Raw genomic sequence first — 13,839 nt, forward strand, 5'->3', positions numbered from 1 at the left:
TTCGTTCTTCTATTGAACATTTGTGCTAAAAATCCCCGCCTTCGGCAATACCCAAAACCGTTATCGCTCAGTGTAAAAAGCCAACGCACATTCAAGCACATTTGGTTTTTTGCCGACACGCATAACCCAAACTAAAAAACCAAAAGAGCTTGAATTTTTCCCAACGCACGGAGGACAGAAATAAAAATAAATCGTACTTTTGACAAATAAGTCCAAACAAATACGACAAGATGAATTCTTTTGGAGAATATTTACGAAACAGACGGGAACAACTGGGACTTCCGCTTAGAAAGGTTGCTGCCGAACTCGACATTGACACTTCCATTTTGAGTAAAATTGAGAGAAGTGAACGAGTGGCAACAAAAGAAATGCTCCCGATACTGGCTAAGACTCTAGAAATTCAAGATAAAGAAGTACAGATAGAATTTATTCAATCGACAGTTTTAAGTGAACTCGGTGACTTGGAATTTTTGGCTGATGGACTTAAAAACGTATTGAAGAAATTATGAGCACTAAGTTTTTTACAAATACTGAAGAGAAAACAATCTTTCAAAAGTTCAAAGGGATTTTGGAGAACATGAAAGATGTTTACGCCTTTCACGCTGTTGTGGGCTATTTTCGTTCGTCTGGATATTTTGCTTTACAACCCTATCTCAAGGAAATAAAAGACATAAAAATATTAGTTGGTATTAATGTTGACCAAATGTTTGCAGACGCCCAAAAGAAAGGGCTGTTATATTTTGGGGACGAACAAAAGACAAAGGAAGAGTTTCTCAACTGGTTCATTCAAGACTTAAAGGAAGCCAAGTATTCTCAGGAAGTTGAAGAAGGCATTTTAGATTTTATTCAAGATGTCATTGATGGAAGAATTCAAGTCCGAGCGCACAACTCAAAAGCTATTCATGCTAAGTTTTATTTATTCTTACCTCAAAATCATTCAGAACATACTGATGGCTGGGTAATTATGGGTTCTTCAAACCTTACAGAAGCTGGTCTGGGAATTAAGAAATCACCAAACTATGAGTTGAATATTGCCTTAAAGGATTATGATGATGTTGAATTCACCAAAACTGAATTTCAAAAGTTGTGGGAACAATCAACTACCATTTTGCCTGCCGACATTCAAGACTTTAAAAAGAAAACTCATATTGGACAGTCGTTCACTCCATTTGAAATTTATCTTAAACTGCTTATTGAATATTTCGGAAATAACATTGATTACGATCCTGACACGGTTGGAGATTTGCCCAAAACCTACAAAAAGTTAAGCTATCAGGTAGATGCGGTTAACCAAGGCTTTCAAATGCTTATGGAGCATAACGGATTCTTTTTGGCTGATGTAGTTGGATTAGGAAAAACAATTGTTGCTTCAATGATTGCCAAAAGATTCTTAATTGCAAATGGTTCACTGAATACAAAAATCCTCGTTGTGTACCCTCCTGCTTTGGAAAAGAACTGGAAGACCACATTTAGGATGTTTGGTATAGACCGTCATACAAAGTTTATTACTAACGGACGCCTTGAGAAAATTGTAAATGGAGAAGATTTAAATTATTGGGCAAAAGAAGATTACGATTTGATTTTAGTGGATGAAGCCCATAAATACAGAAATCATACCTCCCAAAGTTTCGGACTGCTTCAAAGAATCTGCAAAGCTCCACGTAACGGAGAAGGATTGGTTAAAGGTAAAAACAAGAAAATCATTCTTATTTCTGCCACACCTTTGAATAACCGTCCACAGGATTTGTACTATCAATTGTTGCTTTTTCAGGATGCCCGCAGAAGCACACTTCCTGTTACGAACCTTCAATCATTCTTTGGCCCTATTATTCGTGAGTATCGTGAATTAATGCGAGCGGATGAGCCGAACATCAATCAGATTAGGGAGATATACAACACAATAAGGGAAAAGGTGATTTCACAAATTACAGTTCGTAGAACGCGAAGAGATTTAACCAATTACCCAAAATATATAGACGATTTAAAGGATCAAGGAATTATTTTCCCTGAGATAGCACCTTTAAAAACGGTTGAATACAATCTAGACACAAAACTCAGTAAACTATTTTATCACACCGTTTTTTATCTGACTGATGAAGATAAAATTAGCTATTTCCGATATCAAGCCATTAGATTCTTAAGTGAAGAATTGCAAGACGCTTATTACGACCAAGCGGTTTTGATTTCTAAATCGCTTGCAGGTATCATGAAAACGCTCATGATCAAGCGACTGGAAAGCAGTTTCCATGCTTTTAAAATCACGTTGAACAATCTTTTGGTTTCTACACAACGAATGATAAAGATGTTCGAAAATGACAAGGTTCTTATTGCGCCTGATTTGAACATCAACGAGTTGGTTGAAAAAGGTTTTTCTATGGAAGAAATAGAAGAACTTATCATTCAGTTGAGTACAGAAAACCCTAAAAATAACATTTTCAAAGCCGAGGATTTTGAACCGGAATTTTTAATGGGTCTAAAAAAGGATGAAGCTTTACTCAGAGAACTTAATGACGAGTGGAAATTGGTTAAAGAAGACCCAAAAATTGACAAGTTGTTTCAAGCACTTGAAAATGAACTTCTGAATAAGGACAAAAACCCAACAGGACAACTTATAATCTTTACAGAAAGTAATGATACGGCTGATTATCTGGCTGAAAAGCTCGAAGCTTACAAAGGCAAAGGCGTATTGAAAATATCTTCTTCTAATAGAAACAAGATTTTTGAAACGATTCAGGCAAATTTTGATGCCAACTACCCGGGAAAAAGAAAAGACGACTATCAAATTCTTATTACCACAGATGTATTGGCAGAGGGCGTAAACCTGCATAGAGCTAATGTTCTAGTAAATTACGACACGCCTTGGAATGCCACAAGATTGATGCAGCGTATCGGCAGAATCAACCGAATTGGAAGCGTTGCAGGCGTTGTTTACAATTACATTTTTTATCCTTCTCAACACGGTGATGAGGAAATTAAATTGTATAAAAATGCCTTGATTAAATTACAAGGCTTTCACTCCGCTTATGGTGAAGACGCACAAGTATTTACCCACGAAGAGTTAGTAGAACAATTTGAGCTTTTCAAAGAAGGATTGCCTGACGAAGAAGATAAAAGACTTTTGTATCTCCGTTTTATTCGAGAGTTCAAAGACGCCAATCCAAAGGAGTTTAAGAGAATAAAAAGCTTCCCACTAAAAGCAAGAACCGCTCGAAAAAACAACAACGTAAATACAGAGGATTCGAAAGATACCACACTAATATTCCTTAAATCTCCGTACAAAATGGAGTTTTACAGCGTGAATAAAGACAATGAGGTAAAAGCCCTGTCTTTTTTAGAAGCCGTAGAACAATTTGAAGCCAAAGCAGCTGAGCAAGGATATGACATTCCGCCTGTCCACTTTGAAAATGTGCAAGCGGCTTTAACTGAATTTGATAAAGACTTTTTGGGCTCAACAACAGAAACAGTAACTACCACCGATAAAGCGGATGCCATTTCCGCACAAGCCAAAAAGTTTATGCGTGATTTTAAATCCATCACTCGGAAAGATGACACCAAAAAAGCATGTGAGGCACTACTGAATTTAATTGACAAAGGAACATTTACTCCTTTGCCAAACGAAATAAGAAAACTGAAACGCCAATTGGATAAAAAGACCATTTCTTATGGTCAGGCAGATAACTTGATTGTAGCCATTGCCCAAAAGTATGATGCTTTTGATAATGGGGAGGATGAAGATTCACTACAAGTAGAAATTGACTTGAATGTAACACCCGAAATTGTGATCACTGAAACATTTATTGACTAATGGATAAAGTAACCCTACATAAAATATTCAGCAAAGCATTTGATGATGCTTCTTGGTTGGAAGTGCTAAAATCTGTTTTTGGTGCCAAGTTGGGTCTTTTAGCTCAACCAAAGCCGATACTTCTAAAAAGCAACGACAAAGCCAATGCCGCTTTTGAATTAGGAAGCTTCACCACCACTGACGACCGCATTATTGGTTTATATAAAATTGAAGTAAAGCCCGAAGTGTGGCTCGAACGCAACAAAGTGGGTTTACGTGAATTGCTGCGTAATGTCTATCAATATGATGTGGACGGTGCGATTATCGTGTTTGTTCAGCAAGAAAAATGGAGACTATCCTTTGTATCGGAAATCAAGGTTTTAAATGACGAAGGAGAAGTTATTGAACAAGCAACCGAACCCAAACGCTATACCTATTTATTGGGCGAAGGTGAAAAGGTAAGAACGCCTTCTGACCGATTGAGCAAACTCACAGGGAAATCGCTTGCCCTCCAAGATATTCTCAATGCCTTTAGTGTTGAGGCTCTGAATGAAGAATTTTACAAAATCATTCAAGCCTTCTTCTATGAATTAGTTGGTGGTAAAATTGGCAAAGGCAAAAAAGTAACCGATTACGGTAAAGGCATTTTGCAACTTCCTTCTGTTCCCAAAGAAAACCGACAAGTGTACCAAGAATTTTCGGTGCGATTAATTGGTAGAACAGTGTTCTGCTGGTTTCTTAAAATGAAAAAATCAGATGCAGAGGCTCCTTTGCTTCCTGAAAGTTTACTCTCTTCAAAAGCAGTTAAAGAATATTCCGGCTACTATCACACTATTTTAGAACGGCTGTTTTTCCAAACCTTAAACACGCCTGTTGAACAGCGGATAGAAAACTTGCCCGAAGGTGCTAACCAAATTCCATTCTTAAACGGAGGTTTGTTTGAACCGGGCAACCAAGATTATTACAAGCCGAGCAACATTACAGGATTAAGCCAAAACCTGAATACACTCAACATTGATGACCAATGGTTTGTGAAGTTCTTTGAAGAGTTGGAGAAATACAACTTCACCATTGATGAAAACTCGGTAACGGATGTAGAAGTAAGCGTTGACCCTGAAATGCTGGGGCGCATTTTTGAAAACCTGTTGGCAGAAATAGACCCTGACAGTGGAGAAACCGCCCGAAAAGCAACAGGTAGTTTTTACACCCCAAGAGAAATTGTGGACTATATGGCCACCGAAAGTTTGGTGCAATACATCCACAACAAAACCAATCTGCCGCAAGACCAACTTCGCCCCATCTTTAAAATGATGGACAAGCAGGACTTTGATTTTACCAAAGCCGAAACAGAAGCCATTTTAGACACTCTTGACCAAGTAAAAATTCTTGACCCTGCTTGCGGTTCGGGTGCTTTCCCTATGGGTGTGTTGCAAAAGATTGTGCAAGCCCTGCAAAAGCTTGACCCTGATGCTGTGTGGTGGAAAAAAAGACAAGTGGCTCGTGTTTCAAATGCCATAGTTCGCAAACAACTCAAAGAAAAAATGGAATCCTCGGGAGTAGAGTATGCCCGCAAAATTGGCGTCATACAAAATTCCCTTTACGGGGTGGATATACAGCCTGTAGCTGCCGAAATATCCAAATTGCGTTGCTTCCTTTCTTTGGTGGTAGATGAAAATATTGACGAAAACAAACCCAACCGAGGTATTGAACCTTTACCAAACTTGGAATTCAAATTTGTTACAGCAGATACGTTAATAAAACTCCCCGAAGAAAACGGACAACGTGGTTTATTTGACAATTGGGAGGAAATGCAGGAATTGGAAGAACTCCGAAACGACTATATCCAAAGCTATGGTAAGCAAAAACAACGCATCAAAGAGCAGTTTTTAAAGGTGCAGCAAAAAATGTTTAAAGACCAACTGAGTTTGTTTTCTGACAAAGAAAGCCGTGCTTACCAGCTCAGCACCTGGAACCCTTTTGGACACGAAAAATCAGATTGGTTTGACCCAAAGTGGATGTTTGGTGTAGAGAAATTTGATGTGGTGATTGGGAATCCGCCTTATAATGAGGTTTCAACGAAAGAAGATAAAATTAAATTTCAATCAATTTTCAAAGAGGTAATATCCAAGCACTATGATGTATATATCTTCTTTTTTAAAAGAGGATATGATTTAGTATCTGAATATGGCGTTCTTTCATATATAACTCCACACACATTTACTGTTTATAATCAATTTCAGGCGCTAAGAAAGTGGATGATTGAAAAAACAAAAATAGTAGAGATTAGTGATAGAATTGAAAGTGTATTTTCTTCAGTTGTTGTTGATAGTTGTATCACTATTTTAAGTAATAATCCTAAGCATAAAAAAAGTGCATTCAAGAGATTTGAATTCAACCAAAGAGGTTTACAGCTAATCGAATCAGAAACTCTTGATGATACAGAATTTGATCATGAAACATTTTCAATTTCAAGTATTAAGAACAAGGAAAAATTAAAAGCCTTTTTAATCGATTCCAAGTTATTAGGCGAAGTTTATGAAAGCGGTCAAGGCATAACTGTTTATGCGAAAGTTCAAGGTGAAAAGATAAATTACTTCAGAGAGTCTATAGTATCTCAAAATTCAAAACCCGTCACGAAAGGAAGAGAAATATTTCGATATAAACTTAATTGGGATTCTTCTTACATAGAATATGGCAACTGGCTCTGGTGTCAAAGGGACGATAAATATTTTGAGAGTCCAAAAATATTTCTTCGCCAAACATCTGCTGATTTAATAGCCACTTACATTGAGGAACCATTTTACTGTATTGATTCAGTTCATTCGATTATTACAGGAGACCACGCATATAATTTAAAATATTTACTATGTATACTGAATTCAGGGGTAGGTAACTATATGTACAGCCTACTAATTCAAGAGCAAGGTAAAGTTTTTGCACAAGTAAAATTAACTTTCCTCCGTAAAATACCTATTAAACAAGCCAATCAGTCCATTCAATCGATATTTGATAATATATGCACATATACCTTAGCAACAAACAAATTCAAAGATTTTGATAAACACGTCCCCAACTCCCACATTGCCCAACTTTTTGAAGAAGTAATAGATGCTATGGTGATGGAGTTGTACTTTAAAGAGGACTTTGAAAAAGCGGGTATTGAATTTATCAAATATGCAGAACGGGATTTTGAGAGCATAGAAGGAAAGCCTCAGTCAGAACAGATTGAAATCATCCACCGTGCTTATCAAAAGTTGCGAGAGAAAGACAATGAAATCCGCAACAACCTGAAATTAATGGACATCAAACTGGCAGATATTGTAATGCCGATTAAAGCGGCTAAGTGATGTATAGAATTAAGGAAATCACTCTAGAAAACTTCAAGTTCTTTTACGGAAAAAGGAAACTTGACTTTGAACGAAAACACATTCTGCTTTACGGTGAAAACGGAAGTGGAAAAAGCTCTATTTATTGGGCTTTGTACACATTTTTTCAAAGTGTATTCAAAACTGATGTTAGGCAAGTTCAAAAATATTTTTTACCTATAACAAAAAGCGAGGAGAGTTTAAAGAATCGTTACGCTAATGATGATGAAGATTCTTTCATTGAAATTCTCTTTGAGAATGACCCTTCAGACCCTCGTGTAAAACGGATTTCCAATACTACTGTTAATACTAGAACAGATGATTTTGTCAAAGAAATAACGCTTACCAGTGACCTGATAGATTACAAATCAATTTTTAACATTTACAATTTCACCAATAAAAGCAGGGTTAAGCTTTTCGGGTATTTTGAAAAACATCTTTTGCCGTTCATCAATTTAAGAACATCATTAACTAAAATTGATGGAACAATTGTTTCCACCAATCTTGAAGTTTGGTGGAATCATTTAAAAGATGGTTTAGACCCTTATCCAGGCATCTACGACCCAGAATACACCCATTTTCAAAGTTTGGTATCAACATTTAATTCAGACTTTGACTTCTATCTCAAAAAAATAACTGAAACGGCCAATAACTACCTTAAATACAAATTCAAGGAAGATTTTCAAATAGAATTTGATTATCAAAATTGCACTTATAATGAATTCAATACGCACAACAAAGGGAGAAACAAAAAGACAATTGCACCTGAAATTTACCTTGAAGCTTGGCTTATAGATTCAAATTTGGACGAAGTATCAAGTAAAATATCGAGAGTTCATACTTTTCTTAATGAAGCCAGACTTTCCTCAATTGCCTTAGCAATTAGAATGGCTATTTTAAAAGAGAAATTTGTAAAAGAATCACCCAAAATCCTGATCCTTGATGATTTGCTACTCAGTTTGGATATGGGTAACCGTGAAGTTGTTTTATCTATTATTCTTGAGGAGTATTTAAAGGATTATCAGCTAATCATATTGACGCATGATAGGGTGTTTTTCCAATCTGCTTTAAGTTACATAAAGGTTAAGCATTCTACTGAATTAAAAAAGCAAGGTGAAGATAATAAAGACAAATTGGATAATGCTTTTTCAAAATATTGGAAAGTATTTGAGCTTTATGAAGCCACGCAGATTGATGGAAAAAGAATACCATCAATCACGACCTATAAATCCTATTTGCAAAAAGCATATCAATATTTTAATGATGTTGAAAACATCGACTATAATGCATGTGGGAATAATTTGAGATCAGCCTTAGAAGAGATTTTAAGAGAAATTATTCCGTCAAAATTTTTAAGACAAGACAATGGTGAAGCCATTCCGATAACTTCTCAAACATTGAGTACATTAATCATGAAATGTACAGATTTTTTCAACCACATAGGTTTTGATATAGCACTTTTAGAACGACTTGACAGGTATCGAGAGAGGGCGTTAAATCAAACGTCTCATTATAACCCAAAATCAAATTACTATAAGAGGGAGCTTCAAGACACGTTTGAAATCATCACTGAGCTGAAAAAGTACCGATTGGATTCAATCATCAAAACAGACACATTATTACAATTTTCAGTATTTTCAATATCAGGTAATGAATATATTTATTCATTTAAGCCACTAGATAATATTTGCCTTTACTTAGAACCGAAAGACAAAGCAACTTCTTTCTATTGCCCTGATGACAAAAGACCGTATGCACTTGTAGGTTTTACAACCGAAGGTGAATCAGAGTTACTAACTCCTGTAACACCAAATTTGACTCTCAAAGATTTCTACATTCAAACAATAGAAGGTCTTGAGAAAAAAATAGGTGAAGAATGTAAGAAAGAAGAAGATGTGTATTCAATTATAAAAACAATTGACGGAAATAGCTTGAATAAATTAAAACGATACTAATGCCAACGCTCAACAGCCACACACATTGCCAAGCCATACCAGCCAACGCTAAAATCCAAACTTGGCAAAGAGTGTGTCTGTCCAACCGCATGGCCAAAACGCACGACAAACAAACGAACGAAAAAGAACACCGAAGCGATAACATCACCTATACGCAAGCAGGGGTTTCGTGCTTCGTAGGACAGGAAAGTAGTAAAATTAAAGTTCAGTTCTTCGTAGGAAGTTCACTGGTTAAAATCCCTGCCTGCGTATAGCTGAGAACCGTTATTCAGGACTGTTTAAGTTTTTGATCTCCTGACGTTTTTGGTCTATACTGTTTAATAGTTTATTTTCTTCCTCTCTTTTAATCACCAAATTATGGAATTTCTTAGGGTTAAGAGAATAAGTAGAATCGATATGCGATGTTACATGCGGTAGCTCCAATTCTATCATTCGGTAACGCATTTCATACGATTTTCTATCGTCTAATTGTTTGTTCTTCTCGTATAGAACACCGAGACCTAGCGAAATAATGGTAGATAATGCTATCATAACAATGATCAGAGGTGTTGATTTGAGATCAATGCCGTAATGATGTTTTACAATGACCTGATCAGGAATTTCAGCTATCTTTGAAACAATTTCTTTTTCTTTGATTGTTAATACAGCTAATTCCTGTCTAGTTATTGTGGAGATTTCATTAGCTACATCCTGAAGTGTCCCATAATCGTTAATGATCTTAGATAGTACATCGTTTTCTCTTTTAATAAATTGCTTGATCTGTTGTAGTAGTTCCTGATCCTTTGCTCGCATTTCATGAAATTCCTGCATTTTCTTTTCATTTTCAGAAAGTAGGGAGACAATTGTAGGCATTATTCGTACAATATCCTGCGTGATCAAGTCTGTGTTTTCCTGCAATGCGCTTACCTGTTGCTGTATATTTTCTAATTCTGTGTTCATGGTATTAACGTTTTAGTCCGTAATTCTCTTTCTTTTTTCTTTTCTTGATCAACGGATCATCTTGCTCTGGTGTAATTTCGGGGTTCGAAAATAAAGCTGATGTTATGTGACCAAGTGTTTCTCCGATATTTCTGTCTATAGAATGATCCTTCGAAACATAGCTTCCAGTAATTTGATTTAGTTCAATAGAATTATCTATGCTATTTAAAGCCTTGTCGATCTGTCCGAAGCTCAATGAGCGGTCTATGGCAGAACCCCGAAATGTCTGTTCATCTTTGATGAACGAAATACCTTGAACCTCATCCGACCCCAATCTATATTTAAACTGCATTTCCACACCTCTGTAACGGATATAATTTTGTAGTTCCTTCCAGTTTTTACTGTGTCGTATGCCTGCCTTGACGGTGTCGTAAATTTGGTATTTCGTTAGATTATTACCTTTCAGTCTACCTCTGTTGACATTTCGTTTTCCTTCGGACTGCTTAAAGCCATATAATGCATTTAATTCTTTACAAGCTTTAAAGCTCTTATACCGCTGATTGCTATTGGAGATAGTTTTGCCATGATCGTTTACCCGATTAAAAATAATATGGATATGATCATGTTGGCGGTCGTGGTGGCGCACCATTAAGCATTGGGTATCCCTAATATCTAATTTTGATAAATAACGCTTAGCTGCGGATAGCATGATGTCATTATTCAGCTTGTTTTTATCTTCTGTATTCCACGAAAGAATAATGTGTCCGACTGCCTTGCCCAATCTTGGATTCAGCATCCGCTGAAAATTAAAGTCCTGTGTGATGGTCTTTGCCGAATCCGTCCGTAATCCATTTACATGGATAATCTCACTATCTTTTTTCAGGGCGTATCCAACGCATCCGCCGAAAGATCGGCCCTCAATTATCTTCGCTATCATGGTGCAGTAGTTTATTGATACAATGGTTAATGTGATGGATCGTATTTTTGCATTCCTGTGCCACCTCAATCAGTCCAGACTGGTGTGCTTTTTTAGTTAACTGATTTAGATTGTTCGAAGCCCCAGTAATCGCCCTAAAAGCTTTCAATTGTTCTTCGGTAAACCTAGGTGTAATTTTTCGTAGGATCGCAGATTTGCGTACCCATTCCGATTTGCTCATACCTGCAATTTTTGCATTATGCAAAACTCTGTTATGTTCGCTTTCATCGAAACGGACATTGATCCTGAACTGTTTTTTATTTTCGAGTGCGGGTCTTCCGCCTTTTTTCTTGTTATTTTTCATCTTGTTTCTTTTTAGCTGTGACCATCGGGAGCCAATCGGTTTTGGGGTCACCAAAACACAACCTTGCTTCCTACCTATTCGATAATTTTCTGCCAGTATGGCGATTTTCGATTTTGGTGTCGGATAGACCATGCACCAGATAATCGTTCACGTCTTTTATCATACTGTTCCTGTGCTGTAGTTCCTGTATCCCGTTTTTGAGGCCGTGGGTTTTTCCAAAGCGGATTTCCAAGTCCCTGTAAGCCTTTGTTCCCGACCCGTCCGTGTCCAGATAACTGACGATAGTTTTGTGCCGTTCCAAAAACGGGAATGACCTTTTCAGGTGGGCGGTGGTGTTCAGGATGCAATAATCTGTAGGTGGAAACGGTCGGTCTGCAATCTTCCTTAGTGTCAAAAAAGAAAGCCAGTCCATAAATCCCTCGAACAGCATAACCCTGTCGCTTCCGTTGTCTACGGTGGTGATGTCCTTTGTCATTAACGACCGTTTGTCATAGGGGTTGCGCAGTTCAAACCCTCCCGAATCATTGGCAGAGCATACGGCAAAATACGTCTGCCCGTTTGCCATCCGGTAGTAGATTTCCTTGCAGAAAGCCCTGGCAATATCGGGGTCGATCTTACGCTCATTGGACAGATAGCCGAGCAATGCTTTGTTTTCAAGCGGTTTTACGGACAGTATCGTGTAGCCCGTATCTTTTTCTGTCTGTACTGCGTGCCGACTATCCAGAACGGTCTGCTGTTGAAAAGAAAGGATATTTTTTCTTTCATCAGCCCACTCCAAGACTTTAGCGAGTTCGGACGTGCCTAAGAACTTCATCAGGAAATCAATGTTGTTCCCACCGATACCCTCGGAATGGGAGTACCACATATTTCGATGTACGTCCACCTTTGTCGATGCCGTCCGTTCATCCCCTCCGTTAAAGGGGTTCTTGAACCATGCTTCCCTGCTGTTCATCTTGGCACACGGAATCTGTAAATGCTGTAATATGGATATGAGCGGTATTCGCTTTAATTCTTCACATGTCATATTCTTGATTTTTAGAGAGGTTTAGTTTAGTCTATCTATATATAGGGGCAGACTAAACTAAACCTGTTTTTCAGTAATAAAATTCGGGGTTGAACCGATAGGTCTTGTCGTTCTTGACAATCATCCTTTTGTTTTCAAGGAACGTCTTTAGCTGTTTTGCCTTGTTCGTTCCGAAATTGAACCCATGTGCCAAATACCCCTCCTGTAGCTTGCTCACGAAGTCGCCATAACTACACGTTATTTCTCCGTCAGTGAACAACGCCTGTAACACCTCCCGGTGATTATCGGCGGACAGTTCCTGATAATCGAAGCCTTTCCTTGCTTTGGGGATTGCCATTTCAAGATTCTCTTCCAGTCGGGGCAAACCGTCCTCGATATAGAATGCGAACGGCTCAAATTCGATGTCACGGATAAACTTCGGCGATACGATGCTGTAATTTGCGTCCAGATCGTTTTTGCTTATCTGTAGGACAGTTTCTGCCTTGTTGTTGATCTCCGTTCCCAGATGCCCCCGTGTATTGTCGTCGCCTTTGTTGAGGTGCAGGACAACGTGGATATGTACATTGAGTTCCTGTGACCATTTCATGAGCTTACCCGTTATTTCGGTGGCCTCGGTGGCATTGTTGATGTCAAAGACAAGGTCACGGATGCCGTCAATGACGACCAGTCCGATCTTGCCTGCGTACTTGAAAAGTGCGTATTCGATGATGTTGATACGCTCTTTGGTAGGGTACTCCCGCAGAGCGATAAAATTCAGGTTCTCGTGGACTTCGGTCGTTGGATAGCCTATGAGCTTATACACTCTTGAAAGAAGCCTGTGGCAATGGTATTTCCCTTGCTCGGTATCGCAGTACAGTACCATGGGGCGGTTGCGTGGCACGTCCACCCTGTACTGTAATATCTGCTTTCCACTCAATGCCGATGCGATCAATGAAATGACGTTGAATGTCTTTCTGCTCTTTGCCTTTCCCGTAGAGGCACTGAAATTCCCAAGTGTTCCGATGACGGAATCCGAACTGCATATCTTTATCATGATGGGTGGCTCTAAAAATTTATCTGTAATCCTGACCAGAGAGCGGTCGAACGCCTCAACGGTCTCCTACTTGAACGGCATCATCATTTACCTCCCCTGTTATGGTTGAAGTTCGTCATGGACGCCATAACGTCTTCTTTGTTGAAGTAAATGCGTTTTCCCATACGTCTGTACGGAATACGTCCCTGCTTCATCCATTCGGTCAGGCTCACAAGTGAAATATCCAGTTCGTCCGCCATTTCCTTTTTGGTCAACAGTTTTGCTGTCTGTGGTTTCTGTGGATTGTCAGCCGTCTTCTTGACGTCTGTAATGAAAAGGTGCAGTTCCTCCCTTACGGCATCCTTGATGCAGTCTTTGAGGGCTTTTTGGTCGAGTAAAATCATAGTTTGCTCATGTTTATCAATGTAAGAATGTCGAAGTCGTGGCCACTTTCTCCGAGTGAGTTAACATGGGCAAAGTTGGGAAGTACACAAATCAAAA

General features: G+C 38.3%; 11 protein-coding genes. 5 read left to right on the top strand and 6 right to left on the bottom strand.

The genetic code is table 11. The features are described 5' to 3' along the window. The first annotated feature begins 230 nt into the window (after positions 1–230). From CRT24_RS18200 to CRT24_RS20960, 5 genes are all read left to right on the top strand, one after another. Entirely contained in the window at positions 231–509 is a 279-nt protein-coding gene (locus CRT24_RS18200; protein ID WP_099372528.1) for a helix-turn-helix domain-containing protein, read from the top strand. Further along, a complete protein-coding gene (locus CRT24_RS18205) occupies positions 506–3,805 on the top strand; it encodes a helicase-related protein (protein ID WP_099372529.1) in 3,300 nt (1,099 codons plus the stop codon). Before CRT24_RS18200 ends, CRT24_RS18205 begins: the two co-directional genes overlap by 4 nt. Continuing rightward, positions 3,805–7,131 (top strand): Eco57I restriction-modification methylase domain-containing protein, encoded by a 3,327-nt coding sequence (locus CRT24_RS18210; protein ID WP_099372530.1) that lies wholly within the window; start codon positions 3,805–3,807, stop codon positions 7,129–7,131. The genes CRT24_RS18205 and CRT24_RS18210 overlap by 1 nt, the downstream gene beginning before the upstream one ends. Further along, positions 7,131–9,104 (top strand): AAA family ATPase, encoded by a 1,974-nt coding sequence (locus CRT24_RS18215; protein WP_099372531.1) that lies wholly within the window; start codon positions 7,131–7,133, stop codon positions 9,102–9,104. Before CRT24_RS18210 ends, CRT24_RS18215 begins: the two co-directional genes overlap by 1 nt. Before the next feature lie 89 nt (positions 9,105–9,193). Next, complete coding sequence (locus CRT24_RS20960; RefSeq protein ID WP_180269168.1) at positions 9,194–9,358, top strand: hypothetical protein; 165 nt, start codon at positions 9,194–9,196, stop codon at positions 9,356–9,358. Between the two features lie 10 nt (positions 9,359–9,368). On the opposite strand, the gene CRT24_RS18225 is transcribed toward CRT24_RS20960, so the two are convergent. The 6 genes from CRT24_RS18225 to CRT24_RS18250 form a co-directional block, all read right to left on the bottom strand. Continuing rightward, positions 9,369–10,043 carry a hypothetical protein gene (locus CRT24_RS18225; protein WP_099372533.1) on the bottom strand — a complete coding sequence of 225 codons (675 nt, stop codon included), beginning with the start codon at positions 10,041–10,043 and terminating at the stop codon, positions 9,369–9,371. A 4-nt stretch (positions 10,044–10,047) separates the two neighbouring features. Next, positions 10,048–10,959, bottom strand: coding sequence for a relaxase/mobilization nuclease domain-containing protein (locus CRT24_RS18230; protein WP_099372534.1), 912 nt, complete (start codon positions 10,957–10,959; stop codon positions 10,048–10,050). Then, positions 10,940–11,302, bottom strand: coding sequence for a plasmid mobilization relaxosome protein MobC (gene mobC, locus CRT24_RS18235; protein ID WP_019974742.1), 363 nt, complete (start codon positions 11,300–11,302; stop codon positions 10,940–10,942). Before mobC ends, CRT24_RS18230 begins: the two co-directional genes overlap by 20 nt. A gap of 70 nt (positions 11,303–11,372) precedes the next feature. Next, on the bottom strand, positions 11,373–12,326 hold the full coding sequence (locus CRT24_RS18240) for a toprim domain-containing protein (protein ID WP_180269169.1): 954 nt from the start codon (positions 12,324–12,326) through the stop codon (positions 11,373–11,375). 70 nt (positions 12,327–12,396) lie between these two features. After that, a complete protein-coding gene (locus CRT24_RS18245; protein WP_099372536.1) occupies positions 12,397–13,359 on the bottom strand; it encodes an AAA family ATPase in 963 nt (320 codons plus the stop codon). Between the two features lie 83 nt (positions 13,360–13,442). After that, positions 13,443–13,742, bottom strand: coding sequence for a helix-turn-helix domain-containing protein (locus CRT24_RS18250; RefSeq protein ID WP_099372537.1), 300 nt, complete (start codon positions 13,740–13,742; stop codon positions 13,443–13,445). Positions 13,743–13,839 lie beyond the last annotated feature (97 nt).

It is taken from the genome of Sphingobacterium sp. 1.A.5, from assembly GCF_002734235.1.
GTDB lineage: Bacteria > Bacteroidota > Bacteroidia > Sphingobacteriales > Sphingobacteriaceae > Sphingobacterium > Sphingobacterium daejeonense.